This window comes from Amycolatopsis sp. WAC 04169, from assembly GCF_003947535.1.
Taxonomy (GTDB): domain Bacteria; phylum Actinomycetota; class Actinomycetes; order Mycobacteriales; family Pseudonocardiaceae; genus Amycolatopsis; species Amycolatopsis keratiniphila.
In genome coordinates this window covers 452,540-478,513 of sequence record NZ_QHJI01000010.1, presented here as the reverse complement: position 1 = coordinate 478,513, position 25,974 = coordinate 452,540, and the positions used below count along the sequence as shown (strand labels likewise).

At 70.0% G+C, this 25,974-nt stretch carries 24 protein-coding genes and 1 rRNA gene; 20 read left to right on the top strand and 5 right to left on the bottom strand.

Going from position 1 to position 25,974, the window contains the following annotated elements:
- The first annotated feature begins 6 nt into the window (after positions 1 to 6).
- From rrf to DMC61_RS29485, 9 genes are all read left to right on the top strand, one after another.
- Positions 7 to 123 (top strand): 5S ribosomal RNA (gene rrf / locus DMC61_RS29525).
- Between the two features lie 160 nt (positions 124 to 283).
- On the top strand, positions 284 to 2,092 hold the full coding sequence (locus tag DMC61_RS29520; protein WP_125693089.1) for a hypothetical protein: 1,809 nt from the start codon (positions 284 to 286) through the stop codon (positions 2,090 to 2,092).
- Complete coding sequence (locus tag DMC61_RS29515; RefSeq protein ID WP_125693087.1) at positions 2,085 to 3,074, top strand: HAD-IIA family hydrolase; 990 nt, start codon at positions 2,085 to 2,087, stop codon at positions 3,072 to 3,074. The genes DMC61_RS29520 and DMC61_RS29515 overlap by 8 nt, the downstream gene beginning before the upstream one ends.
- 76 nt (positions 3,075 to 3,150) lie before the next feature.
- Positions 3,151 to 3,330: a hypothetical protein gene (locus tag DMC61_RS29510; RefSeq protein WP_016335375.1), complete on the top strand. Its 180-nt coding sequence runs from the start codon at positions 3,151 to 3,153 to the stop codon at positions 3,328 to 3,330.
- A 4-nt stretch (positions 3,331 to 3,334) separates the two neighbouring features.
- A complete protein-coding gene (locus tag DMC61_RS29505; RefSeq protein ID WP_125693085.1) occupies positions 3,335 to 4,150 on the top strand; it encodes a TlyA family RNA methyltransferase in 816 nt (271 codons plus the stop codon).
- Positions 4,147 to 5,058, top strand: coding sequence for an NAD kinase (locus tag DMC61_RS29500; RefSeq protein ID WP_072026471.1), 912 nt, complete (start codon positions 4,147 to 4,149; stop codon positions 5,056 to 5,058). Before DMC61_RS29505 ends, DMC61_RS29500 begins: the two co-directional genes overlap by 4 nt.
- 104 nt (positions 5,059 to 5,162) lie before the next feature.
- Positions 5,163 to 6,959 carry a DNA repair protein RecN gene (gene recN, locus DMC61_RS29495; protein ID WP_037348283.1) on the top strand — a complete coding sequence of 599 codons (1,797 nt, stop codon included), beginning with the start codon at positions 5,163 to 5,165 and terminating at the stop codon, positions 6,957 to 6,959.
- A gap of 103 nt (positions 6,960 to 7,062) precedes the next feature.
- Positions 7,063 to 8,247 (top strand): putative cytokinetic ring protein SteA, encoded by a 1,185-nt coding sequence (gene steA / locus DMC61_RS29490; protein WP_037348117.1) that lies wholly within the window; start codon positions 7,063 to 7,065, stop codon positions 8,245 to 8,247.
- Positions 8,244 to 9,191 carry a copper transporter gene (locus DMC61_RS29485; protein ID WP_016335370.1) on the top strand — a complete coding sequence of 316 codons (948 nt, stop codon included), beginning with the start codon at positions 8,244 to 8,246 and terminating at the stop codon, positions 9,189 to 9,191. Before steA ends, DMC61_RS29485 begins: the two co-directional genes overlap by 4 nt.
- Positions 9,192 to 9,210: 19 nt before the next feature.
- Here the strand turns inward: DMC61_RS29485 and DMC61_RS29480 are convergent, their stop codons facing one another.
- Both DMC61_RS29480 and DMC61_RS29475 read right to left on the bottom strand, forming a co-directional pair.
- Positions 9,211 to 9,921 carry an aspartate/glutamate racemase family protein gene (locus DMC61_RS29480; protein WP_037348121.1) on the bottom strand — a complete coding sequence of 237 codons (711 nt, stop codon included), beginning with the start codon at positions 9,919 to 9,921 and terminating at the stop codon, positions 9,211 to 9,213.
- Complete coding sequence (locus tag DMC61_RS29475) at positions 9,921 to 11,363, bottom strand: NCS1 family nucleobase:cation symporter-1 (RefSeq protein WP_125693083.1); 1,443 nt, start codon at positions 11,361 to 11,363, stop codon at positions 9,921 to 9,923. Before DMC61_RS29475 ends, DMC61_RS29480 begins: the two co-directional genes overlap by 1 nt.
- A 147-nt stretch (positions 11,364 to 11,510) precedes the next feature.
- Between DMC61_RS29475 and DMC61_RS29470 the strand changes: the two genes are divergently transcribed.
- Positions 11,511 to 12,188: a GntR family transcriptional regulator gene (locus tag DMC61_RS29470; RefSeq protein WP_125693081.1), complete on the top strand. Its 678-nt coding sequence runs from the start codon at positions 11,511 to 11,513 to the stop codon at positions 12,186 to 12,188.
- 24 nt (positions 12,189 to 12,212) lie between these two features.
- A complete protein-coding gene (locus DMC61_RS29465; RefSeq protein ID WP_125693079.1) occupies positions 12,213 to 13,148 on the top strand; it encodes a phosphotransferase in 936 nt (311 codons plus the stop codon).
- Here DMC61_RS29465 and aroA read toward each other — a convergent pair.
- The gene (gene aroA, locus DMC61_RS29460) at positions 13,145 to 14,431 is read right to left on the bottom strand and encodes a 3-phosphoshikimate 1-carboxyvinyltransferase (RefSeq protein WP_125693077.1); all 1,287 of its coding nucleotides are present in this window, start codon (positions 14,429 to 14,431) and stop codon (positions 13,145 to 13,147) included. The two genes, DMC61_RS29465 and aroA, sit on opposite strands and share 4 nt — an antisense overlap.
- Before the next feature lie 88 nt (positions 14,432 to 14,519).
- On the opposite strand from aroA, the gene DMC61_RS29455 reads away from it, so the two are divergent.
- Together DMC61_RS29455 and DMC61_RS29450 are read left to right on the top strand one after the other, a co-directional pair.
- Positions 14,520 to 16,220, top strand: a complete 1,701-nt coding sequence (locus tag DMC61_RS29455; protein ID WP_125693075.1) for a CTP synthase — start codon at positions 14,520 to 14,522, stop codon at positions 16,218 to 16,220.
- Entirely contained in the window at positions 16,217 to 16,843 is a 627-nt protein-coding gene (locus DMC61_RS29450; protein WP_016335363.1) for an NUDIX hydrolase, read from the top strand. Before DMC61_RS29455 ends, DMC61_RS29450 begins: the two co-directional genes overlap by 4 nt.
- Before the next feature lie 291 nt (positions 16,844 to 17,134).
- Here DMC61_RS29450 and DMC61_RS29445 read toward each other — a convergent pair whose 3' ends face one another.
- The gene (locus DMC61_RS29445) at positions 17,135 to 17,620 is read right to left on the bottom strand and encodes a DUF1707 domain-containing protein (RefSeq protein WP_125693073.1); all 486 of its coding nucleotides are present in this window, start codon (positions 17,618 to 17,620) and stop codon (positions 17,135 to 17,137) included.
- Between the two features lie 118 nt (positions 17,621 to 17,738).
- Here DMC61_RS29445 and xerD point away from each other — a divergent pair, with 118 nt between their 5' ends.
- The 7 genes from xerD to DMC61_RS29410 all read left to right on the top strand — a co-directional run bounded on the left by xerD (position 17,739) and on the right by DMC61_RS29410 (position 24,702).
- Positions 17,739 to 18,641 (top strand): site-specific tyrosine recombinase XerD, encoded by a 903-nt coding sequence (xerD, locus tag DMC61_RS29440; protein ID WP_125693163.1) that lies wholly within the window; start codon positions 17,739 to 17,741, stop codon positions 18,639 to 18,641.
- A 255-nt stretch (positions 18,642 to 18,896) separates the two neighbouring features.
- Positions 18,897 to 19,922 carry a ParA family protein gene (locus DMC61_RS29435; RefSeq protein WP_016335360.1) on the top strand — a complete coding sequence of 342 codons (1,026 nt, stop codon included), beginning with the start codon at positions 18,897 to 18,899 and terminating at the stop codon, positions 19,920 to 19,922.
- Positions 19,919 to 20,344 carry a hypothetical protein gene (locus tag DMC61_RS29430; RefSeq protein WP_016335359.1) on the top strand — a complete coding sequence of 142 codons (426 nt, stop codon included), beginning with the start codon at positions 19,919 to 19,921 and terminating at the stop codon, positions 20,342 to 20,344. The genes DMC61_RS29435 and DMC61_RS29430 overlap by 4 nt, the downstream gene beginning before the upstream one ends.
- Positions 20,344 to 21,279: a ScpA family protein gene (locus tag DMC61_RS29425; protein WP_199750130.1), complete on the top strand. Its 936-nt coding sequence runs from the start codon at positions 20,344 to 20,346 to the stop codon at positions 21,277 to 21,279. Before DMC61_RS29430 ends, DMC61_RS29425 begins: the two co-directional genes overlap by 1 nt.
- Positions 21,276 to 21,944, top strand: a complete 669-nt coding sequence (gene scpB / locus DMC61_RS29420) for an SMC-Scp complex subunit ScpB (RefSeq protein ID WP_125693072.1) — start codon at positions 21,276 to 21,278, stop codon at positions 21,942 to 21,944. The genes DMC61_RS29425 and scpB overlap by 4 nt, the downstream gene beginning before the upstream one ends.
- Complete coding sequence (locus tag DMC61_RS29415) at positions 21,934 to 22,686, top strand: pseudouridine synthase (protein WP_007035528.1); 753 nt, start codon at positions 21,934 to 21,936, stop codon at positions 22,684 to 22,686. The genes scpB and DMC61_RS29415 overlap by 11 nt, the downstream gene beginning before the upstream one ends.
- A gap of 147 nt (positions 22,687 to 22,833) precedes the next feature.
- Entirely contained in the window at positions 22,834 to 24,702 is a 1,869-nt protein-coding gene (locus tag DMC61_RS29410) for a Xaa-Pro dipeptidyl-peptidase (protein WP_125693159.1), read from the top strand.
- A gap of 75 nt (positions 24,703 to 24,777) precedes the next feature.
- Here the strand turns inward: DMC61_RS29410 and DMC61_RS29405 are convergent, their stop codons facing one another.
- Positions 24,778 to 25,974, bottom strand: coding sequence for a cation:proton antiporter (locus DMC61_RS29405; RefSeq protein ID WP_072026475.1), 1,197 nt, complete (start codon positions 25,972 to 25,974; stop codon positions 24,778 to 24,780).

The window sequence follows — 25,974 nt, the reverse complement described above, 5'->3', positions numbered from 1 at the left end:
TAGTGTTTCGGTGGTTATAGCGTCAGGGAAACGCCCGGTCCCATTCCGAACCCGGAAGCTAAGCCTGACAGCGCCGATGGTACTGCAACCGAAGGGTTGTGGGAGAGTAGGACACCGCCGGACTAACTTCAGGACAGGGTCCTGACCAGGGTCGAGAACCCCAACAGGTTCTCCCCGGTCAGGGCCCTGTCTCTTTTCATGTCCAGGCACGGACTAGAATGGTCCGTTGGTCCGCCTTGAGGTGGGCCGGTATCGAAACTTTTCAATAGTGGCAGGAGGCCAGGTGTCCGAGTTCGGTCGACGTGACTCAGATGATGGCGCGTCCGGCCGGTCGGGTCGCCGGGACGACAGTCCCCGCGGAGGCCGGTCTGACGCGCAGCGAGGTGACCGGCGTGGTTCCGCCGGCGGCAGGCAGGACCGGGGCGGCCGCGACGGCGGCTACCAGGGCCGCCCTCGCCGTGACGACCGCGGAGCCCGCGGTTCGGGCAGCTATCCCGCGCGCAGCGGCGACGGCTCTCGCGACCAGCGGTCCGGGGGTCGTTTCGGCGGCGGCCAGGGGCGCGACGAGAACCGCCCGCGCTACAACAACGACCGGTCGGGTGGCCGCGACAACGACCGTCGCGGCGGCTACCGCTCGGACGACCGTCGCGACAACCGCGACAACCGGGGCGGCGGCTACCGGTCCGACGACCGTCGGGACAACCGCGGTGGCGACCGTGGCGGATACCGCTCCGACAACCGCGACAGCCGGGACAACCGCGGCGGCGATCGCGGTGGCTACCGTGGCGGCAACGACCGCGGCGGGTACCGCTCGGACAGCCGGGGCAGTGACGACCGCGGTGGCTACCGGTCCGACGATCGTCGGGACAACCGCGGTGGCGATCGCGGCGGGTACCGCTCGTCCGACAGCCGTCCCGAGCGTCGCTACGACAACCGTTCGGACAGCCGCTCCGACAACCGTTCCGAGGGTCGCTACGAGAAGCGTTCCGACAGCCGCCCGGCCCGCTCCGGCTACGGCTCGGACAACCGCGGCCGGTCCGACGACCGCCCCTCCGGAAACCGCTACGAAGGACGTCCCCAGGGCAAGTCCTACGGCGACCGCGACAACCGTGGCGGCGACGACCGGCGTCCGTCCTACCGCGACCGTGACGATCGCGGCGGTTCCCGTTCCGGCGGGTACAACGGCGACCGGCGAGGCTCGTCCTCGGGTGACCGCCGTCCCAGCGGTGGTGGCTACGAGCGCAAGTCCTACGGCGACCGGCCGGAGAAGCGCTACGACGATCGGCGCGGCGGCGAAGGCCGGTTCGAGCGCAAGCGCGACGACCGTCCCCAGCGTGACCGCTCCGAGGGCCGCAAGGACTTCCGGTCCTCGCCGCGCACCGAAGACAGGCCGGTGGACGACGAGACCTTGGCGCGTGAGCTGCTCGAGGCTCCGGAGCTGCCCGAGGGCATCGAGTTCTCCGATCTCGACGAGGACGTCCGCCGGGAGCTGCGCACCCTGCCCAAGGCGCTCGCCGAAACCGTCGGCAAGCACCTCGTGGCGGCCGGCGGGCTCGTCGACGAAGACCCCGAAGCCGCCATGGAGCACGCCAAGTACGCGAAGGCCAAGGCGTCGCGGGTCCCGATCGTCCGTGAGGCGCTCGGCCTGGTCGCCTACCACGCGGGCAACTGGTCCGAGGCGCTGTCCGAGCTGCGGGCCGTCCGCCGGATGACCCGGACCGACGACCACATCGCGATCATCGCCGACGCGGAGCGCGCCATCGGCCGTCCGGAGCGGGCGCTCGACCTCGCGAAGGAGGTCGACAAGGAGCGCCTGAGCAAGGCGACCCAGATCGAGCTCGCGATCGTCGCCGCCGGTGCCCGGCGGGACCTCGGTCAGCTCGACGCCGCCGTCGTCTCCCTGCAGGGCGACGACCTCAAGGCGGAGAAGCGCGACCCGTGGAGCGCCCGGCTGTTCTACGCCTACGCCGACAACCTCGCCGCGGCCGACCGCAAGGACGAGGCGATCCGCTGGTTCCTGAACGCGGCCGAGGCCGACGAGGAGGACGAGACCGACGCCGCCGAGCGCGCCGCGGAGCTCACGAATGGCTGACGCCCTGTCGGCCGGGTACGACGCGGTCCTGTTCGACCTCGACGGCACGGTCTATCACGGCAGCAAAGTGGTCCCGGGCGCACCGGAAGCACTCCGGGCGCTCCGGGACCACGGCACGGCGGTCCGTTGGGTGACCAACAACGCCTCCAAGGCGCCAGTGGAGGTCTCCGCGCACCTGGAGGCACTCGGACTGCCCGCCACCCCCGAAGAGGTCCACACGAGCTCTCAGGCCGCCGCCGCCCTTCTGGGTGAGCGGCTGCCTCAGGGCGCGGTGGTCCTCGTCGTGGGCACGGACTCGCTGGCAGCCGAGGTCGAGTCCGTCGGCCTCGAGACGGTCCGCGAAGCCGGTCCGGACGTGGCCGCCGTGGTCCAGGGGCATTCCCCGGAGAACACCTGGGCCGCCCTCGCGGAGGCGTGCCTCGCCATCCGCGCGGGCGCGCTATGGGTGGCGACCAACGTCGACGCGACCCTGCCCAGCGAACGCGGTCTCCTGCCGGGCAACGGGTCGATGGTGGCCGCGTTGCGCCACGCCACCGGCGTCGAACCGCTGGTGGCGGGCAAGCCGGCGCCCGGGCTCTTCTCCACGGCGGCGCGGGACGCGGGCGCGGAGCGTGCCCTCGTCGTGGGCGACCGGCTGGACACCGACATCGAGGGCGCGGTCGCGGCCGGGATCGATGCGCTGTGCGTCCTGACCGGTGTCGCCGACGCGGCGTCCCTCATCGCGGCGAGGCCCGAGGAGCGGCCGCGCTACCTCGCGGCGGACCTGTCCGGGCTGAGCAGCCGGGCGGAGCTGCTCGAGATCGGGCCCAAGGACGGCTGGCGTGTCACCGCACAGGGTGACGTGCTCGAAGCCGACGGTGAAGGCGACTCCCTCGACCTGTTGCGCGCGTTGTGCGCGGCGGCCTGGGAGTCGGGGATCACCGAGGTCCGTGGTGTGGGCGACACCGCCCGCGCCGCGCTCGGCGAGCTGCGCCTCGCCTGACCAGCGCTGCTAACTTGGTGGGGTGCAAGACCACTTCCACCCCGTTCCGCGACCCCCGGTTCCCGGCCCGCCGCCGGTGCCGGGACCGCCGCCGGACCAGTTCGCGCAGCAGGACACGGATCCCCGGGCCGGCATCGACGAAGCCGTGGCCGGTCTCGACGACCTCACCGCGCTTCCGCTCTCGGAGCACGTCGACCGGTTCGAGGCCGTGCACACCGAGCTGACGGTGGCGCTGTCCACCATCGACAAGGTCTGACCGCGTGCCCAAACGCGCCCGCCTGGACGCGGAGCTCGTCCGGCGGGGTCTCGCCCGGTCCCGGGAGCAGGCGTCGACGCTGATCGCCGAGGGCAAGGTCACCGTGCGCGGGATGGTGGCCACCAAACCCGCGACCGGCGTCGAGTCCGGCGCGCCGATCGTGGTGCGCGACGGTGACGATCCCGGCTGGGCCTCCCGCGGCGCGCACAAACTCCTCGGCGCGCTCGAAGCCTTCACCCCGCAAGGTCTTTCCACCGAAGGAAAGCGCTGCCTCGACGCGGGCGCCTCGACCGGTGGCTTCACCGACGTCCTGCTGCGCAACGGCGCCGCCACCGTGATCGCCGCCGACGTCGGCCGCGGCCTGCTGGACTGGCGGCTGCGCACCGACGACCGCGTGGTCGTGCTCGACAAGACGAACGTCCGCAACCTGACCCCGGAGGACCTCGGCGGGCAGGTCGACCTCGTGGTCGGGGACCTCTCGTTCATCTCGCTCAAACTCGTACTGCCCGCGCTGGCCGCCTGCGCGCGGGACGGCGCGGATCTGGTGCCGATGGTGAAACCGCAGTTCGAGGTCGGCAAGGACCGGCTCGGCAGCGGCGGCGTCGTCCGTGACCCGGAGCTGCGGGCCGAATCGGTGCTCGGCGTGCTCGCCGAGGCCGAGAAGCTGGACCTGAGCCTGCGCGGCGTCGTGGCGAGCCCGCTCCCCGGGCCGTCCGGGAACGTCGAATACTTCGTCTGGCTTACCCGCGGGGCGGGGGAGACCGCCGGCACCGACGCCGAGCGGCTCGTCCGGACCGCAGTCCTGGAGGGACCCCAATGAGCGATCGCGAGGTGCTGCTCGTCGTGCACCCGGACCGGGACGCGACCCGGGACGCGGCACGCGAGGTGTCGGCCCGGTTCGCCAAGGCCGGTGTGCGGCTGCGGGTCCTCGACGAGGACGTCCGCGAGATGCTGGAGGCGGACGGTGGGATCGGCGCGCCCTGCACGGTCATGGCGCCGGAGCAGGATCCGGCCGCCGGCACCGAGCTGGTGTTCGTGCTCGGCGGTGACGGCACGCTGCTGCGGGCCGCGGAACTGGCCAGGCCGAACGGGGTCCCGGTGCTCGGCGTGAACCTCGGCCGCGTCGGCTTCCTGGCCGAGGCCGATTCGGACAAGCTCGCCGACACCGTCCAGCGGGCCGTCGACGGCGACTACCAGGTCGAAGAGCGGATGACGGTCGACGTCGTCGTCACCGTCGACGGTGAAGAGACCGTCAACACGTGGGCGCTCAACGAGGCCAGTGTCGAGAAGAGCTCGCGTGAGCGGGTGCTGGACGCGCTCATCGAGGTCGACGGGCGGCCCGTGTCGTCCTTCGGCTGCGACGGTGTCCTGTGCGCCACTCCGACCGGTTCGACGGCGTACGCGTTCTCCGCGGGCGGGCCGATCATCTGGCCGGACGTCCAGGCCCTGCTGGTGGTCCCGAGCAACGCGCACGCGATGTTCTCGCGGCCGCTGGTCGTCTCGCGGGACTCGGAGATCACCGTCGCCATCGATCCGGACGGTTCGCCCGCGGTCCTGACCTGCGACGGATCGCGGACCTTCGATCTTCCCGCCGGCGCGGCCGTGCGGGTCACCTGCGGGCGGGTGCCGGTGCGCCTGGTCCGGTTGTGGGAAGGCCCGTTCACCGACCGGCTGGTGCACAAGTTCTCGTTGCCGATCAAGGGCTGGCGGGAGCGGCACGCCCGCTGACGGATGTCATGAAAGGGCCGTTCAGGACAATTTCTGTCTTGAACGGCCCTTTCATGACGTGCCGGGTGCGGGAATGGTCGGGGTGGGCCGCTACGGTGGGCGTCGTGCTGGCCGAGATGCGCATCCAGGGCCTCGGAGTCATCGAGGACGCCCTGCTGGAACTGCACGCGGGCTTCACCGTGGTCACCGGTGAGACGGGTGCGGGCAAGACGATGGTCGTCAGCGGGTTGCACCTGCTCTCCGGCGGCCGAGCCGAAGTGTCCAAGGTGCGGACGGGAATGCTGAAGGCCTTCGTGGAAGGCCGATTCGAACTGGGCGGTGCCGAGGGCGCCACCCGGATCGTCACCGACGCCGGGGCGGAGGTCGACGAGGACGGCAGTGTCATCGCGCTGCGCGCGGTCTCGGTCGACGGCCGGTCCCGTGCCCACCTCGGCGGCCGTTCGGTGCCGGTCGGTGTGCTGGCCGACCTGTCCGAGCAGCTGATCGCGGTCCACGGGCAGAACGATCAGCTGCGGCTGCTGCGGCCCGCCGAGCAGCGCGCGGTGATCGACCGGTTCGCCGGTGAGGCCGTCACCGAGCCGCTCGAGCAGTACCGCGCGGTCCGGGACGAATGGCTCGCCGTCGTCGCCGAGCTGACCGAGCGCTCCACCCGCTCCCGCGAGATGGCCCAGCAGGCCGACCTGTTGCGCCACGGGCTCGCCGAGATCGACGCCGTCGCGCCGGAGCCCGGCGAGGACACCGAGCTCACCGAGCAGATCAAGCGGCTCGCCGCGGTCGACGAACTGCGGTCCGCCGCGAGTGCCGCGCAGGCCGCCGTCTCGGGTTCGCCCGACGGCGACCCGGACGCGCCCGGCGCGGTCGGGCTGATCGGGGAGGCGAGCCGCCACCTGACCGGTTCCGAGGACGCCGTCCTGCGTGAGCTCGGCCCCCGGCTGGACGAGGCTTCGGTGCTGTTGTCCGAAGTGGGCGCCGAGCTGGGCAGCTACCTCGAGACGCTCGACGCCGATCCCGCGTTGCTGGAGAAGGTGCTCGCGCGCCAGGCCGATCTGAAGCGGCTCACCCGTAAGTACGCGGCGGACGTGGACGGTGTGCTCGCCTGGGCCGACGACGCCCGCCGCCGGATGTCCACGATGGACACCTCCGAGGAGGCGCTGGCCGAGCTGGCCAAACGCCGCGACGAACTCGCCGTCACCCTGGCGGAACACGCGCTCACGCTGTCGGAGGCGCGGGTCGAGGCCGCCGCCGAACTCGCCGAGGCGATCACCGCCGAGATGTCCGGGCTCGCCATGGGGCAGGCCGAGATCGAGATCACCGTCGAGCGGCGCACCGTCGACGAGAGCGACGCGCACGCGGTGAAGGTCGGCGGCAGGCTCGTGCACGCCGGGCCGGACGGCGTCGACGACGTCGAATTGCTGCTGCGGGCGCACAACGGTGCTCCGCCGCTTCCGGTGCACAAGGCCGCTTCCGGCGGTGAGCTCTCCCGCGTGATGCTGGCGATCGAGGTCGTCCTCGCCCACGCGGACACCGTGCAGACACTGGTGTTCGACGAGGTCGACGCCGGGGTCGGCGGCCGCGCGGCGGTCGAGATCGGCAGGCGGCTGGCGCGGCTGGCGCGTAGTCACCAGGTCCTGGTGGTCACGCACCTGCCGCAGGTGGCCGCGTTCGCCGATCAGCATCTGGTGGTGGACAAGGGCACCAGCGGCGGGGTGACCCGCAGCGGGGTGCGCGTGCTCGAACAGTCGGAGCGCGTCGTCGAGCTCGCGCGCATGCTCGCCGGGATGGAAAGCACCGAAACCGGCCGGGCGCACGCGGAGGAATTGCTCGCCGTCGCCGAGGCCGACAAGAGCGCGCCGGACAAGCCCAAAGCCCGTCGCGGCGGGAAGCGAAAGAAGGCGAAGTAGTCCCTGTCACGACCGGGTGGCCCGATCCGGTGTGGGTTAATCGGCGTGTTTCCATCGGCGTGGCGGACGCAGAAGGCCGCGCGGATTTGTCACTATCGGTCGCATGAAGCTCACCGGCTTGCTCTCGCGTAACCAAGAGACCCTCCCCGGGATCACCGGCGTCGCCAGGGTCGACAGGCGTACGCGTGAGCTGCTCCGCCGGCTGAGCCCGGGCGACATCGTCGTCCTCGACCAGCTCGACCTCGATCGCTCGACGGCCGATGCCTTGGTGGAGGCCGAAGTCGCGGCGGTGGTGAACGCTTCGCCGTCGATCTCCGGCCGGTTCCCCAACCTGGGCCCGGAGATCCTGCTCGAGGCGGGGATCCCGCTGGTCGATTCGGTCGGCGGCGAACTGCTGCGCAAGGTCAAGGACGGCACGAAACTCCGCCTGCACGAGGGCGTCGTCTACATCGGAGAGCGCCAGCTCGGTTCGGGTGTCCAGCAGACGCGGGAAAGCGTCGCGGACCAGATGATCGAGGCCAAGGCCGGGATGTCCACCCAGCTGGAGGCGTTCTCCGCGAACACGATCGAATTCCTCCGCCGGGAACGCAGTCTCATCCTCGACGGCGTCGGCGTTCCGGAGATCCGTGTCCCGCTGCGGGATCGGCACGCTCTCGTGGTCGCGGGCGGCAACGGGCACGCCGAAGACCTCAAGAAGCTGAAGAAGTACATCTCCGAGCACCGGCCGGTCCTGATCGGTGTCGATGCCGGGGCGGACACCTTGCGCGCGCAGGGTTATCAGCCGGACGTCATCGTCGGCGACCCGCACGGCATCGGCGCCGAGACGCTGCGCAGCGGTGGCGAGGTCGTCGTCCCGGCCCAGCCGGACGGGCACGCGCCGGGTGTCGAGCGCATCCAGGACCTCGGGATCGGCGCGGTCACCTTCCCCGCGACGGGCAACGCCGAGGATCTGGCGCTGCTGCTGGCCGACGCGCACGAGGCGAGCCTGGTGGTCACCGTCGGATTCCAGGCGACACTGCGGGAATTCCTCGACCACGGCCGGTCCGGGTCGAACCCGTCGACGTTCCTCACCAGGCTCAAGCTCGGCACGAAACTGGTCGACGGCAAGGCGGTCGCGACCCTGCACCGCAGCCGGGTGTCCATCGGCGCCATCGTCCTGCTGGTCGTCGCGACCTTGGTGGCCGTCGCGGCCGCGCTGCTGGTGTCCGATGTGGGTTCGGTGTACCTCGACTGGATCCGCGACACCTGGAACTCGTTCATCGCCTGGGGCAAGGGACTCTTCACGTGATTTCACTGCGGTACCACATCGTTTCCATCGCCGCCTGCTTCCTGGCGCTCGCCATCGGCGTGGTGCTCGGATCGACGGCGCTGAACGGTTCCCTGCTATCGGGTCTCGCCAGCCAGAAGGAGGATCTGGGTTCCCAGGTCGCGGATCTGGAGGCGCAGCGCAATTCGCTCAACGCCAGGCTCGGCGACGCGGACGCGTTCGCCGGCGCGATGGGGCCGAAGGTCGTCGCGGGGCAGTTGGACAAGCGTTCGGTGGTGCTGGTGACCACTGAGGACGCGAAGCCCGCGGATCGCGACGCGCTCAAGCAGCTCGTCGGGCAGGCCGGTGCCTCGGTCACCGGTGAGATCCAGCTGACCGAGGCGTTCTCCGACCCGATGCGGTCGGATCAGCTGCGTGACGTCGTGTCGCGTCTTCAGCCCGCCGGTGTCCAGTTCCCGACCGCGGGCGACCCCGGCACCCTCGCGGGCGCGCTGATCGGCTCCGTGGCGTTGCTGAACAAGGACAACGCGCAGCCGCAGTCCACCCCGGTGGAGCTGGCGGCCGCGCTCGGCGGGCTCACCGACGGCGGATTCCTCAAGACCGGCGGGGACGTGAAGCCCGCGCAGCTCGCGATCGTGCTCACCGGTTCCAAGTACACCGGAGACGGCGCCGGTGACCGCGCGTCGACCATCGCGCGGTTCGCCGCGCAGCTCGACCGTTCCGGTGCGGGCACCGTCCTGGCGGGCGACGCGGGATCCGCCGACGGCACCGGCGCGATCGGTGTCGTCCGTGCCGACACCTCGTCGACCTCCATCCTGTCCACCGTGGACAACGCGGAGACCGCGGCTGGCCGGGTCACCACGATCATGGCCCTGCGGGAGCAGCTCGAAGGCGGTGCCGGGCGCTACGGCATCGCCGGCAACGCGCAGGCCCCGGCCCCCGGGATCGCCGCCGCCGGCAACTGACCCGACCGCATTCAGAGGACTAAATGCGGGGCCAGAGGCGGGTTTTCGGGAGTGGGCGGGCGTAGGAACCGGCCCGGCTGGTCTTGAGGTTCAGGGCCACCAGCGATTCGGCGAGGCGGACGGCGGCGGCGACGCCGTCGATCACCGGGATGTCCAGCATCGCCGAGATCCGGCGATCGAGTCCCGTCATTCCCGCGCAGCCGAGGACCAGGACTTCCGCCCCCGCGTCGCGGGCGCGGCGTCCGGCGGTCAGCAGAGCGGATTCCGTCCGGCGTTCGTCAGTCAGTTCGAGGACGCCGAGCCCCGCGCCGAGGACGCCGACACAGTTCTGCGCGACGCCCGCGGCGTGCAGGCTGTCCTCGATGAGCCCGCACGTCCGGTCCAATGTGGTCACGACGCCGTAGCGTCTTCCCAGCAGACAGGCCAGATGCGCGGCGGCCTCGGTGATGTCGACGACCGGGACGTCGAGCAGTTCCCTGGCGCCTTCCCGTCCGTGCTCGCCGAAACCGGCCATCACGAGCGCGTCGAAGGGCTCGTCCAGCCCGTTCAGAAGGTCGAGGACGGCCGCGGCGCTCAGGAAGCTGTCCAGCCAGCCCTCGGCGGATTCCGGGCCCCACAACGGTGTTCTGGCCAGGATCTCGGTGCCCGGGCTCGCGGCGGCGCGGGCACCCGCCTCGATCTCCTTGGTCATCGCCTCGGTGGTGTTGCAGTTGGTGACCAGGATCCGCATCACGCGACCCGCTGCTTACGCGACACCACGAAATAGAGGGCCGCGGCGGAAGCGGTGCCGATGAACCACGAATACGGCGCGGCGGGGGCGAAGAACGGCACCAGCGCGATGATCGCGGACAGCGCCGCCGTGGGCAGGAAGGTGACCATCGCCCGCGGGTTGAATCCGCGTTTGTAGTGGTACGGCGAACCGGGTCCGGCCACGAACAGCTTGTCCACGTCGACCCGGCCGCGTTTCACCAGGTAGTAGTCCACGATCATGATGCCGAACAGCGGGCCGAGGAAGGCCCCGAGGCCGCCGAGGAAGTAGTTGACCACCGCGGGCGACGAGTACAGCTTCCACGGCAGCACGCACAACGCCGCGACCGCGCTGATCATCCCGCCGATGGTGAAGGTGATCCGTTTCGGCCAGATGTTGGCCAGGTCGTAGGCGGGGGAGACGAAGTTCGCGACGATGTTCACGCCCATGGTGGCGATCGCGAAGGTCAGCGCGCCGATGATCAGCACGGGCGTGTTGTCGATGCGGGCCAGCAGTTCGGCGGGGTCGGTGATGGCCTCGCCGAACACCTGAAGGCTGCCCGCGGTCACCAGCACCGACAGCAGCGCGAACGCCGTCGAGTTGATCGGCAGACCCCAGAAGTTCCCGCGCCGCACCGTTTTCTGGTTCGGGGCGAACCGCGAGAAGTCGCAGAAGTTGAGCATCAGGGTGCCGTAGATGGACAGGATCAGGCCGACGGCGCCGAACCATTGCCGTACTTGCTCCCCTGTGGACAGTGCCTTCGGGTTACTGGTCAAGGAAATGTTCCAGTCGGCGGCGGCCAGGATCCACGCGGCGAGCGCGATCATCACGACCCAGATGCCCGGACCGCACCAGTCCTGGAACTTGCGCACGGCCTCCATGCCGCGGGTGAGCACGAGCGCTTGGGCGAGCCACAGCGCGATGAAGCAAATCCAGCCGAGCGCGTGTAGGCCGAGGAAACCCACCTCTGTCAACGGTTTCAGCCCCGGATCGATCGCGAGCACGAGCAGCGTGATGGCCACGGAAGCGAGATAGGTCTGGATGCCGTACCAGAAGATCGCGATGATCGCGCGGATCAGCGCGGGCAGGTTCGCGCCGAAGGTGCCGAAGCTGATGCGGGCGACGACAGGGAAGGGGACGCCCGTCTTCTGGCCGATCCGGCCCATCAGGTTCATGCCGAAGTAGATGAGCACGAAACCGGTCAGCAGGGCGGTGAACACCTGCCACGCCGAGAGCCCGAGGACGAACAGGCCCGCCGCGAAGGTGTAGTTGCCGAGGTTGTGCACGTCCGACATCCACAGCGCGAAGATGTCGTAGACCTTCCAGCGGCGTTCTTTCGCCGGGGCGAGGTCTTCGTTCCAGAGCCGGGGATCGGCGTTCTCGGTGGTAGGCGCTTCGGACCGGGTTGCTGGGGCGGCGGTCATGCGGGCCTCCGATCGACGGGGAGTCCGGTCGATTTGGTATCCCAAAATTTGGCATCCCAAATATCACCCCGCGGTGGCCCGTCGTCAAGGTTTCTGCCGATAAACTCGGGTTACGAGCTGTTACGGCAGTGTTGAAGAGGGGGTCAGGTGGCCGAGGAAGGACAGCGTCAGCCGCTGGCCGCGACCCGTCAGCGGGTCCGCGACGAGCTGCGTGAACGTATCCTCGCCGGACGGCTGAAGCCGGGGGACAGGCTGGTCGAACGCGAACTCGCCGAGGATCTCGGCGTCTCGCGCGTGCCGGTGCGCGAAGCCATCCGCAGCCTGGAGGCCGAAGGGTTCCTCGCCGTCCAGTCGCCCCGCCGGATCGTCGTGCGCCAGCTGGCCAGGGCCGACGTCGAGGAGCTGTTCGACGTCCGTGAGGCGCTCGAAGGACTCGCCGCCGGGCTGGCCGCCGAGCGGGCGGGCAAAGCCGAACTCCGCACGCTCGAACGGCTGCTCACCGACGCCGCCCGCGCGACCGAGAGCGGCGACCCGGCCCGCATAACCCTGCTCAACACCCGCTTCCACGATCAGATCGTCGCGCTCGCCGGCAACGGCCTGCTGCACGAGATCCTCCGCCCGCTGGAGGGCAGGCTGCGCTGGCTGACCAGCCAGAACGAGCACTGGGGCGAACTGCTCGACGAGCATCGCCGCCTCTACGACGCGATCGCCTCGGGTGACGCCGACCGTGCGCGCGCCCACGCCGTCGAGCATGTGCGGGTCAACCGCGACGTGACGTTGAAGACGCTGTTCCCCGAAGATGACGGAGAACGCTCCGCGGGCTGAAACGGACATGTCAGACTCGCGGGCATGATCACCGACGAACAACGGGCCGCCCGCACCGCGCGGGCGGTGGCCGCCGCGGTCACCGCGGGCCGCGACCTGGGTATCACCGTCACCGAACCCGAGGTTCTGTACGACGTTTTCTCCGTCATCGTGCGGCTGGCGCCTTCGCCGGTCGTCGTGCGGGTGCCGACCGTGCTGCCGCGCACGACGACACCGGAGACGCAGCTGACCGATCAGCGGCGCGAACTCGCCGTCGCCACCTGGCTCGGCGAGAAGGGGCTTCCGGTCGTCAAGCCGAGCTCGTTGGTGCCGGCGGAACCGGTTCAGCGTGACGGTTTCTCGATGACCTTCTGGGAGCTGATCGAGTTCGTCGAGGACGCGAACCTCGCCGTGGAGCACTCGGCCAAGCTCGTCGCGAAGCTGCACGCCGCGCTTCGCGACTATCCCGGCGAGCTGGCCTTCCTGAACGGGCTCGACCCGTTCATCCCCGACGGCCTCGCCCAGCTCGAAGGCAGGCCGGACCTGCTCGACCCGGCCGACCTCGACCGTGCCCGCCGCGAATGGGAGGTCTTCCGGCCGCTGCTCGAATCGGAGGAGGCCTTCGCCAAGGCGTTCCCGAACGCCACCGTGCAGCCCGTCCACGGTGACGCGCCGGGCTACAACCTGATCGTCACCACCGAAGGCGAGCTGTACTCCGACTTTGAACTGGTCAACCGCGGGCCGATCGAACGCGACCTCGCCTTCAACGGACCCGAAGGCATCGCGGCCTACAACGCCGCCGCCGCCGAACTCGGCCTGCGCGAGGTCGACGAAGGCGTGCTGCGCACTTTCGAGGCGCTGGGCCTGCTCCAGGTGGTCGCGTGCCTGTCGATGGCGCCCGACCTGCCGATGCTGGTGGACGGTATGAAACCGATGATCGACCAGTGGCGGGCGACCCCGTTCGCCGGCGGGCTCGCTTAGCCGAGCATCGAGGTCCAGGCCTCGGCGAATCCGGGGAAGGTCTTCCCGACCGTCCCCGGGTTCTCCACCTCGACCCCTTCGACCTTCAGTCCGAGCACCGCGGCCGCCATCACCAGCCGGTGATCGTCGTAGGTGTGGAACTTCCCGCCGTGCAGCGGCGCCGGCGTGATCCGCAGACCGTCCTCGGTCTCGCGGACGTCGGCGCCGAGCGACGACAGTTCGGTGGCGAGCGCGGTCAGCCGGTCGGTCTCGTGGCCGCGCAGATGCGCCACCCCGGAGATGACCGACGGTCCCTCGGCGAGGCACAGCAGCGCCGCGATGACCGGCGTCAGCTCGCCGACGTCGTGCAGATCCAGTTCGACGCCGGGGATCGTGCCGCCGCCGGTGACCGTCAGGCCCGCCGCGTCGAGTTCGGCGGTGGCGCCCAAGACGGGCGCCAGGCTGCGTAGCCAGTCCCCGGGCTGCGTCGTCCGCTGCGGCCAGCCCGCGATCCGCACCGTGCCGCCGGTCGCGATCGCGGCGGCGACGAACGGCGCCGCCGTCGAGAGGTCCGGCTCGACGATGTACTCGGGGCAGGAAAGCCGAGTCGGCGCGACATGGAACTCGGTGCCCTCACGCTCCACAGTGGCCCCGAAACGGCGGAGCATCTCGACCGTCATCGCGATATGCGGTTCGCTCGGCACCTGGCCGCCCACCAGGCGCACGGTGACACCCTGCTGGAACGACGGCCCGGCGAGCAGCAGCGCGGACAGGAACTGGCTCGACGCCGAGGAGTCCAGATCGACCCTGCCGCCCCGCAGACCGCCTTCGCCGTGGACGGTGAAGGGCGGCGCCTCGCGGCGGTCGTCGTCGATGCGGGCACCGAGGTCGCGCAACGCCTTCAGCAACGGCCCGATCGGACGGCGGCGGATGGCCTCGTCGCCGTCGAAGAGCGCCGGGCCGGTGCCCAGCGCGGCGAGCGCGGGGGTGAACCGGGCGACCGTGCCCGCGTTGCCGAGTTCCACCCGGACGGTCTCGTCGGGATGGACGCGGCCGGGGCCGAGCGGATGCACGAGGTAGCCGCCGATGCTGCCCTGCGAGTGGGCGCCGAGGGCGTAGATGGCGCCGAGCATGAGGCGCGCGTCCCGGGAGTCGAGCGGGGTCCGCACCCGCGTCGGCGCGCTGGCGAGCGCGGCGAGGACGTAGGCCCGGTTGGTGATCGACTTCGAGCCGGGGACACGGATGTCCGCGTCGAGCGGGCCTTCCGCGACCGGTGCGGTCCAGGTGTCGTGCGCGTCTGTCACGCCGCGAGGGTAGCGGTTTTCCACTCCATCGGACGCTTGCGGCGTGGCCGATGAGCGCTACGGCGGGCGTGCGATAAGGTGGAAGCCCGTGGGACTTCAGTCGCGGGCTACCAAGTATGTCTTTGTCACCGGAGGCGTTGCCTCCTCTCTGGGTAAGGGACTCACGGCTTCCAGCCTGGGTCAGCTCCTTACCGCACGTGGGCTCCGGGTCACGATGCAGAAGCTGGATCCGTACCTCAACGTCGATCCGGGCACGATGAACCCGTTCCAGCACGGTGAGGTGTTCGTCACCGACGACGGCGCCGAAACCGATCTGGACATCGGGCACTACGAGCGTTTTCTCGACCGGGCTCTCGACGGCAAGGCGAACGTCACCACCGGGCAGGTGTACTCCGAGGTCATCGCCAAGGAACGCCGCGGTGAGTACCTCGGCGACACCGTGCAGGTCATCCCGCACATCACCGACGAGATCAAGGCGAGGATCACCGCCGCGGCGGGCGCCGACGAGGACGGGAACAGCCCGGACGTCGTGATCACCGAGGTCGGCGGCACCGTGGGCGACATCGAGTCGCTGCCGTTCCTGGAGGCCTGCCGTCAGGTCCGCCACGACGTCGGCCGCGACCAGTGCTTCTTCCTCCACGTCTCGCTGGTCCCGTACCTCGCCCCGTCGGGTGAGCTCAAGACCAAGCCGACCCAGCACTCGGTCGCCGCGCTGCGCAACATCGGTATCCAGCCCGACGCGCTCGTCTGCCGCGCCGACCGCGAGCTGCCGGAGGACCTCAAGCGCAAGATCGGCCTGATGTGCGACGTCGACACCGAGGCCGTCATCGCCTGCCCCGACGCGCCGTCGATCTACGACATCCCGAAGGTGCTGCACCGTGAGGCGCTCGACGCCTACGTGGTGCGCCGTCTCGGGCTGCCGTTCCGCGACGTCGACTGGACCGTGTGGGGCGACCTGCTCGACCGCGTGCACAACCCGTCGGAGACGGTGCGGGTCGCGGTCGTCGGCAAGTACATCGACCTGCCGGACGCGTACCTCTCGGTGACCGAGGCGTTGCGCGCGGGCGGGTTCGCCCACCGCGCCAAGGTGCAGATCGCCTGGGTCCCCTCGGACTCGTGCGAGACCCCGGCCGGTGCCGCGGCCGCGCTGTCCGATGTGGACGGTGTGCTGATTCCCGGCGGGTTCGGCATCCGCGGTATCGAGGGCAAGGTCGGCGCCATCGCGTACGCCCGCACCCACGGCGTGCCGCTGCTGGGCCTCTGCCTCGGCCTGCAGTGCATGGTGATCGACGCGGCGCGGAACCTGGCCGGGATCAAGGACGCGAACTCGGCCGAGTTCGAGGACGGCCCGAACCCGGTCATCTCCACGATGGCCGACCAGCGCGACGTCGTCGCGGGTGAGCGCGACATGGGTGGCACGATGCGTCTCGGCGCCTACGTCGCGAAGCTCAAGCCGGGCTCGCAGGTCGCGAAGGCGTACGGCAGCACCGAGGTCTCCGAGCGGCACCGTCACCGCTACGAGGTCAACAACGCCTACCGCAAGCGCCTTTCCGAGGCCGGTCTGGTGTTCTCGGGTACCTCGCCCGACGACCACCTGGTCGAGTTCGTGGAGCTGCCCGCCGACAAGCACCCGTTCTTCGTCGGCACCCAGGCGCACCCGGAGCTCAAGAGCCGCCCGACCCGGCCGCACCCGCTGTTCAGCGCGTTCGTGAAGGCCGTCGTGGACCGCAAGGTCGCCGAGCGGCTGCCGGTCGAGCTGCCCGAGACGGCTCAGACGGGAGCCCGGTGACCGAGCCCGGCAAGCACGAGTTCACCGTCGCGTCCACAAAGGACGTCCACATCGGACGTGTCGTGGGGCTGCGGGTCGACGAGGTCGTGATGCCCGGCGGCGGCACCGCCCGCCGTGAGGTCGTCGAGCACCTCGGCGCGGTCGCCGTCGTCGCGCTGGACGCGGACGGCATGGTGACGCTGATCCACCAGTACCGCCACCCGATCGGGCGGCGGCTGTGGGAACTGCCCGCCGGCCTGATCGACAAGGCGGGGGAAGACCCCGTCGGCGCGGCCAAACGCGAACTGGTCGAGGAGGTCGGGCTCAGCGCCGAGCGCTGGGAGACCCTGGTCGACGTCGCGGCGTCGCCCGGCTTCACCGACGAGGTCGTCCGCGTCTACCTCGCCCGCGAACTGTCCGAAGTGGACAGGGAGGTCCTCGGTGACGAAGAGGCGGACCTCGTCATGCGGAAGTTCCCGCTCGCCGAGGCGGTGCGGATGGCGCTGGCGGGTGAGCTGGTGAACGGGTCCACCGTCGGTGGTGTGCTCGCCGCGCACGCGGTGCTTTCGGGGGCGGCTTCGTCGCGGCCCGCGGACGCTCCTTGGGAGGACAGGCCGACGAAGTTCGCTTCGCGCGGTCTCTGACGCTCGTGAGTGGTAAGGACGGTTCTAACCGTCCTTACCACTCACGAGACGTGCGGTGGCGCCGCACTCGCGTGCCTGAAGCCGTAACTCGCGTGATCACCGGCGTAACTCGCGAGTGGCCGCTTCCAGACACGCGAGTTACGCCTCTACGCACGCCGCACACCCCCTATTCCCAGTCCGTGAAGGCCTCCTTGAGGGACTCTGGGTCCCTTAAGGAGGCCTTCACGGACTTCGGACCAGCAGGGACTCAAGCCACGGTTGGTTCTAGCCGCCCTTACCGCTCACGAGGCTCTAGTCGCGGAGACGGCGGCCCTGCGCGTCCGTGCCGCCGTTCGCCAGCAGCACGATCCCGTCGACCATCGGCCAGACCACCCCGACGCCGCAGGTGACCAGCACGACCGCCAGCTGGCCGAGGGCGAGACCGACGTGCCCGGTGTAGAACCGCCCGATCCCGAACGGCAGCACGATCTGCAGCACCCCGGCGGCGATCTTCGACTTCGGTGAGTACGGCAGCACCGCGGCGGGCTGCTGGTACACGGGCACGAACGGCGGCGGGTCGAACCGCGGCGCCAGGGACGCCGGGTGCGGCGCGGGCAGGTCCTGGAACAGCGGCCGGAGTTCGCCGAGCGTCACGGCCTCGTACGCGGCGAGCACGCGGCCCTCGTACTCGTCCGGCGTGATCCTGCCCTGGCTGTAGTGGTCGCCGAGCAGCCGCGCGGCCTCTTCGCGCTCGGCGGTGCCGACGCGCATCTCGTCCGGGTCCGGTTGCTGGGACATGCTCCCAAGGTAGCCCGTTTCACACCCGCGGCGCGGCACGCGCGGCGAACCCCCGATCGGGTCGCGGTGGTCCTAGAGTGTCCGTGTGTCACGGGCCGGCGGTAGCGGAGTCGCCCAGGTGGTCGCCGCGTACCTCGACCATCTGGTGGTCGAGCGCGGAACCGCGAGGAACACCCTCGACAGCTACTCCCGTGACCTGCGCCGGTACACCGCGTACCTCGGCGACGCCGACGTCGAGCACTTCGCCGACGTCACCTCGGCGCACATCACCTCGTTCGGCGCGGCGCTGCGTGAGGGCGACGAGGAGCATCGCCCGCTGGCCGCGTCCTCGGCGGCTCGCGCGCTGGTCGCGGTGCGGGGACTGCACAAGTTCGCGCACGCCGACGGCATCACCGAGCACGACCCGGCCCGCGAGGTCCGCCCGCCGGCCGCGGCCAAACGGCTCCCCAAGGCACTACCGGTCGGCGACGTGCTGAAACTGCTCGAAACCCCACCGCCCGAGGGCGAACGGCCGCTGCGGGACCGGGCGCTGCTGGAACTGCTCTACTCCACCGGCGCGCGGATCTCCGAGGCCGTCGGCCTCGACGTCGTCGACATCGACGACGCCGAACGGACCGTGCTGCTCGACGGCAAGGGCGGCAAACAGCGCATCGTGCCGATCGGCCGTCCCGCGCTGGAAGCGGTGCACGCGTACCTCGTCCGCGCGCGGCCCGCCCTCGCCACCCACGGCCGGGGGACGCCGGCGATGTTCCTGAACGCCCGCGGCTCCCGGCTTTCCCGGCAGAGCGCGTGGCAGGTTCTCAAGGACACCGCGGAATCCGCGGGGATCACGGCGGGCGTTTCGCCGCACACGTTGCGCCATTCCTTCGCCACGCATCTGCTCGAAGGCGGCGCCGACGTCCGCGTCGTGCAGGAACTGCTCGGCCACGCTTCGGTGACCACCACCCAGGTGTACACGCTGGTCACGGTCAACACGCTGCGCGAGGTTTACGCGACAGCACATCCGCGGGCGCTCGGTTAGGCGCTGTTCTGCGGCTCTGTTCGATGAGCTTCGTGATCCAGGTGGTTCCTGGCGGTGCGGGCGGTTCTCCCTCGTACCGGGTCGTACTCGGGTGAACCGCCCGTGCCGTCAGGGGCCGCCTGGGCGCGAAGACCGCGGACAAGAGTCGCAGGACAGCGCCTAAACGACCCGGTCGGTCCCGGCGTGCCTCGTTGGCTCGACTCCCGGATCGCGCATAGGCTGCCGAGGATCCTGCCGAAGAGGAGCTTTCGCGTTATGTCGACACCGAACGAGCCGGCGAAGCCGTCCGCGTCCGCCGGTTCGGCTGCCGCGAGCCTCAGCCAGGTGACCATCGCAACCCCCGCCGAACACGACGGCGACGAACCGTCGGAGGACACGATCTCTTCCCGCGGCCGCAAGGCCAAGCGCGCCAAAGAAGCCAAAGACGCCAAGCAGCAAGAACGCGACAACGACGGTATCGGGCCCACCGGCCGTCCGTATCGCGAGATCCCCGACCCGCCGCCGCTGGACCGGCACGGCCCCGCACTGGTGATGGCCATGTGCAACCAGAAGGGCGGCGTCGGCAAGACCACCTCGACCATCAACCTCGGCGCGGCGCTGGCCGAATGCGGCCGCCGGGTGCTGCTGGTCGACTTCGATCCGCAGGGCGCGCTCTCGGTCGGCCTCGGCATTCAGCCGCACGAGCTGGACCAGACGGTCTACAACGTCATCATGGAGCGCTCGGTCAGCATCACCGACGTCATCCGGAAGACCCGGGTGGACGGCGTCGACCTGCTGCCGAGCAACATCGACCTGTCCGCGGCCGAGGTCCAGTTGGTCGCAGAGGTAGGACGCGAACACACTTTGTTACGGGTCCTTCGTCCGGTCATGAACGACTACGACTATGTTCTTGTCGACTGCCAGCCCTCGCTAGGCCTGCTGACGGTGAACGCACTGACCGCCGCGGACGGTGTGATCATCCCGCTGGAGTGCGAGTTCTTCAGTCTGCGAGGCGTAGCGCTCCTGATCGACACCATCGAGAAGGTGCAGGAACGCCTCAACCCCAAACTGGACATCACCGGGATTCTCGCCACCATGTACGACCCGAGAACCCTGCACTCGAAGGAGGTCATGGCGAGAGTGGTGGAGGCATTCGGCGACACCGTGTTCGACACGGTGATCAACCGCACCGTGCGGTTCCCCGAGACGACGGTCGCGGGCGAGCCGATCACGACCTGGGCTCCCAAATCAGCGGGCGCGGCGGCCTATCGCGCGCTGGCACGTGAGGTGATCGCTCGGTGAGCAGGCGAGCTTCCCTGCCCGGAGCGTCCGAACTTTTCAGGATCACCTCCAGCCCCGCCCTCGATCTCCCGCCCGCGCCCGAACAGCCCGCCCCCGCGAAGGGGAACGGCAACGGGAACGGTTCCGGGAACGAGACGGGCCACGCGCACAAGGAACAGCTGACCCGTGCCGCGCGCAGCGGTTCCGGGCGGACCAAGCACGACGCGAAGATCACCGTCTACGTCTCCGGCGACGAACTGCTGGCGATGGAGCAGGCCAGGCTGAACCTCCGGGCGAAGCACGGCCTCGTGCTCGACCGCGGCAGGCTGGTCCGCGAGGCGGTGGCCGTGCTGCTGGCCGACTTCGACGCGGCGGGCGAGGACTCGGTCCTCGTCCAGCGCCTGCGGGCGGGCAGCGAGGACGGGAAAGAGACCGAGAACTGATGGACGACCCGGCCGCGGCTGCTCCCAGCGGCCCAGAGCCGGTCGAGCGGACAGAGGCAGACGAGACCCCCGCCGTGCACGAGACCGTGCACGGCGGGATGGTCCCCGAAGGACTGGCCAGTGAAGAGCTGAGCACGTCCAAGTTCAAGGTGCACCTGGAGAACTTCGAGGGCCCCTTCGATCTGCTGCTCCAGCTGATCTCGCAGCACCAGCTCGACGTCACCGAAGTCGCGTTGCACCGGGTCACGGACGATTTCATCGCCTACACCCGTGCGCTCGGCACGGAGTGGAACCTCGACGAGACAACCGAGTTCCTGGTCATCGCGGCGACCCTGCTCGACCTCAAGGCGGCGCGTCTGCTGCCCGCCGCCGAGGTGGAGAGCGAGGACGACCTCGCCCTGCTCGAAGCACGGGACCTGCTGTTTGCGCGCGTACTGCAGTACCGGGCGTACAAGCAGGTCGCGGCGCTGTTCGGGGAACTGGAGGCCGGCGCGCTGCGGCGCTACCCGCGTTCGGTCGCGCTCGAAGACCGGTTCATGGGGCTGCTGCCCGAGGTGATGCTCGGCGTCGACGTCGGGAAGTTCTCCGAGATCGCGGTCGCGGTCTTCAAACCGAAGCCGCCGCCGCAGGTGTCGATCGCGCACATCCACATGGGCCGGGTCTCGGTGCGCGAGCACGCCGCGCTGCTGCGGCTCAAGCTCGCGGAACGAGGCGAAGCGACCTTCGGCGAACTGGTCGAGGACTGCGAGCACACCGTCGAGATCGTGGCGCGGTTCCTCGCGCTGCTGGAGCTGTACCGGGAGTCCTCGGTCCAGTTCGAGCAGCTGGAGGCGCTCGCCGAACTGCACGTGCGCTGGACCGGCGGGTCCGTGGAGGAGGCGTCGGTGGCGGCCGAGCAGGACCGCGCCGCCGCCGAGGACGAGGAGTACGGGTGACCCCGGAGAACACCGAAGAGACAGAGACGACCGAAGACGCCCAGGCGGAGGCTCCTGCCGTCGAAGCGGAGCCGCCCGCCGACGAAGGTCTCGTCGCGGCCGGTGACGGCGACTATCCGGACGTCACCTCCGACGAGGCGCTCGAAGCGGCTCTCGAGGCGTTGCTCCTGGTCGTCGACTCGCCGATCAGCGAGGAATCGCTCGCCGAGACGGTCGCTCAGCCCGTGTCGAGGGTGACCGTGGCGCTGCGCACGATGGCGCAGAAGTTCACCGAGCGGACCAGCGGAATCGACCTGCGCCGAGTCGGCGAAGGGTGGCGGTTCTACACTAGGGACGTCTATGCCCCGTTCGTGGAGAAGCTTCTGCTCGACGGCCAGCGTTCCAAGCTGACGCGAGCCGCACTGGAGAGCCTCGCCGTGATCGCCTATCGGCAGCCGGTGACCAGGGCCAGGGTCGCCGCCGTCCGAGGGGTGAACGTGGACGGGGTGATCAGGACGCTGCTGGCGCGCGGCCTGATCGAGGAGATGGGGACCGACCCCGAAACCACTGGCACGCTGTACGTGACGACCGAGCTGTTCCTGGAGCGACTGGGCCTGTCGTCCCTGGCCGACCTTCCGCCCATCGCTCCGTTGCTACCCGAAGTGGACACCATCGATGACATCTGACCCGCATCCCGACGGCATTCGGCTGCAGAAGGTCCTTTCGCAGGCGGGCGTCGCCTCGCGGCGCGCGGCCGAGGACCTGATCGTGCGCGGTCGCGTGAGCGTGGACGGCAAGGTGGTCACCGAACTCGGCCGCCGGGTCGATCCGGACAACTCCGTGATCCACGTCGACGGCACCCGCGTCCAGGTCCGCGAGGACCTCGTGTACCTCCTGCTGAACAAGCCCAAGGGCGTGCACAGCACGATGAACGACGACCGTGGCCGTCCGTGCGTCGGCGACTACCTGCGCGGCCGGTACGAGGAGACGCCCGGCATCGTGCACGTCGGCAGGCTCGACGAGAACACCGAGGGGCTGCTGCTCCTCACCAACGACGGCGACCTCGGGCACCGGCTGATGCACCCGTCGTTCCGGGTCCTGAAGACCTACTTCGCCGAGGTCGAGGGCATCGTCCCGCGCGGGCTCGGCAAGGAACTGCGCGCGGGTTTCGAGCTGCCGGACGGCATCGTCAAGGTCGACCAGTTCCGCGTCAAGGACATGCTGGCCGGGCGCACCCAGATCGAGCTGGTCATCCACGAAGGACGCAAGCACATCGTGCGGCGGCTGATGGCGGCCACCGGGCACCCGGTGCGCAAACTGGTCCGGACCGCGCTGGGTGACGTCCAGCTCGGTGCCCAGCGGTCGGGTTCGATCCGGCGGCTGAACCGCGGTGAGGTCGGCTCGCTGTACCGCGCCGTCGATCTGTAAGCCCGGACCCCGCCCCACCACCACCCTCAACGGACAGGCTGCGCCTGACTGTCAGACTTTCCGCCCTACTGCACAAGTGATCACCGCGTTTAGCTCTCCCTGACGGGCTTTCAGCCGACGGGGAAGGGCTCAACCGTGAAAACAGTTGTGCTGGCAGGGATCTTGGCGGTCGCCGCGGCCGTGGTCGCGGCACCGCAGGCCGCGGCGAAACCGCGGGCTAGTGAACCGGTCTACGACTTCGCCCAGGCCGTCCGCGAGACGGCCTGGGTGGACATCGGGCTCGACGGGGACGGCGACGGCCGTTCGGACCGGGTCGCCGCCGACATCATCCGCCCGAAGGAACCGGCGGCGCGGGGCAAGAAGGTCCCGGTCATCATGGACGCGAGCCCGTACTACTCGTGCTGCGGGCGCGGCAACGAGAGCGAGCTCAAGACCTACGACTCGGCGGGCAGGCCGGTCGGTTTCCCGCTCTACTACGACAACTTCTTCGTCCCTCGCGGGTACGCCGTGGTCCTGGTGGATCTGGCCGGTACCAACAAATCCCGCGGCTGCACCGATATCGGCGGGCCTTCGGACGTCAATTCGGCGCGCAAGGTCGTCGACTGGCTGAACGGCCGGGCGAACGGCTACACGACGGCGACCGGGCCGGCCAGGACGAACGCGACGTGGTCGACGGGCGCGGTCGGCATGATCGGGAAGTCCTACGACGGCACGGTGGCCAACGGCGTCGCCGCGACCGGTGTCGACGGGCTCAAGACCATCGTGCCGATCGGCGCGATCAGCTCCTGGTACGACTACTACCGCTCCGACGGCGCGAACCTGCGCCAGGGCAGCCCGGCGGGGCTCGCGCAGACCGTGTCCCGGCGCAACGGCGGACAGAACTGCGGTGCGGCGAACCAGAAGCTCACCGCGGGCGCGACCTCGAACGGCGACTACAACGCGTTCTGGCTCGACCGGGACTACGTGCAGAGCGCCTCGAAGGTGAAGGCCAGCGTGCTCGCTTCGCACGGCCTCGGCGATCTCAACGTCAAGACCATCAACTTCGGGCAGTGGTGGGAGGCGCTGAACGTCGAGCGCAAGATCTGGCTGACGCAGGCCGGTCACGTCGACCCATTCGACTACCGCCGGTCGGCTTGGGTCGACACCCTGCACAAGTGGTTCGACCACTACCTGCTCGGCGTCGACAACGGCATCGAGAAGACCCCGGGCGCGAGTGTGGAACGCGAACCCGACGTCTGGGTGGACCAGCCGGCGTGGCCCGCGGGCAGCGCCGTCACCCTGCGCCCCGCGTCCGGCAGCACCCCTGGGGTCGGCACGCTCGGCACGACGGCGGGAACGGGAACGGCGTCGTTCACGGACTCCTCCGGCCAGTCGTCGAACACCTGGGCCGCGAAGCCGACGGAGACTTCGGCCGGGCGCGTGCTTTTCAGCACCGGCGCGCTGGCGAAGGACCTTCACGTGTCCGGAACGGCGAAGGTGACCGTGACCGCGACGCCGTCGACGTCCACTGCGCGGCTCTCGGCGATCCTGGTGGACTACGGCCCGGCGACCATCCGGAACTACACCGGACCGAAGGAAGGCATCAAGAACGAGCTGACCCAGTCGTGCTGGGGTTCGAGCGCTCCCGGCAACGACGCCTGCTATCTGGACACGAGCACCGACGCGGTCTCGGTGGGGCTGAACATCATCAGCCGCGGCTGGGCGGATCTGGCCAACCACGGTTCGCTGACGCAGGAATCGCCGCTGACGCCGGGGCAGCCGTACACGATGACGTTCCGGCTGGCGAGCACGGATCACGTCGTCCCGCAGGGACATCAGCTCGCGCTGATCATCGGCGGGACGGACGGCTCGTTCATCTCGGGGCCGGCGCAGTACCCGAAGATCACGGTGGATCTGGGCAAGACCTCGCTGGCGCTGCCTGTCGCGGGCTCGGGTCCGTCGGCGGTGCCGGCGGCGCTTCCGGTGGCTCCGGCGCAGGTCGCTCCTGTCACCGGTTCGGGGCTTGAGCGCGGCTAGCCGAATGCTAGGAACGGTCCTTTCCTTGCAAATTTCGCAAGGAAAGGACCGTTCCTAGCGTGTGTGGGGAGGGGATCAGCCGGTTTGCGAGGCGGGGCTCTTCGACCCGAAGGGCTTCCGCTGCAGAGCACGGGCGACCGGTTCGACGATCCGCGCGGCCGTCGGGCCGAGGATCGCCATCAGCAGCACGTACGCCGTCGCGAGCGCCGCGAGTTCGCCGGTCACCGCGCCCGCGGCCACCGCAAGCCCGGCGATGACGATCGAGAACTCGCCTCGCGCGACCAACGCGGCTCCGGCACGGGCGCGGCCCATCTTCCCGATGCCCTGCCGCCGCGCGGCCCACCAGCCGGTGCCGACCTTCGTGAGCGTGGTCGCGACCGCCAGCACGACCGCCCAGCCGAGCACGGGCGGGATCGAAGCGGGGTTCGTGTTGAGCCCGAACACGACGAAGAACACGGCGGCGAACAGGTCCCTCAGCGGTTCGAGCATGTGCGTCGCGTTCTCCGCCGTCGAACCCGAGATCGCGATACCGAGCAGGAACGCGCCGACCGCGGCCGAAACCTGCATCGCCGAAGCGACACCGGCGACCAGCAGCGCCGCGCCGAGGACCTTGAGGAGGAACACCTCGCGATCCGGGCTGTCGACGGCCGCGGAGACGTAGCGGCCGAACTTCAGCGCGATCACCAGGACCACGGTGATGACCATCAGCGAGATCCCGACGGCCTTCATCCCGCCGAGGAAGCTCACCCCGCCGAGCACCGCGGTGAGGATCGGCAGGTACAGCGCCATCACCAGGTCCTCGAACACCAGGATCGACAGCACCACCGGTGTTTCCCGGTTACCGAGCCGTCCGAGGTCGCCGAGCACCTTCGCGATGATCCCGGACGACGAGATGTAGGTGACGCCCGCCATGACGATCGCGCCGATGGGCCCCCAGCCGAGGATGAGCGCGACGATCGCCCCCGGAGCGGCGTTCAGCACGATGTCCACGACACCCGCCACCCACGAGCGTTTCAGCCCGGTGAACAGCTCGGCCGCCGAATACTCCAGGCCCAGCAGGAGAAGCAGCAGGACGACACCGATCTCGCTGGCGAGATGGGTGAAGTCGCCGATGTCGCCGAGCGGGATCAGCCCGCCCTGCCCGAAGCAGAGGCCACCGATCAGGTACAGCGGAATGGGGGACATCCCGATCTTCCCGGCGAGGCGGCCCAACGCGCCCAGCCCGAAGAAGACCGCCCCGAGTTCGATCAAGGACAGTGCGGTGTGATCCAT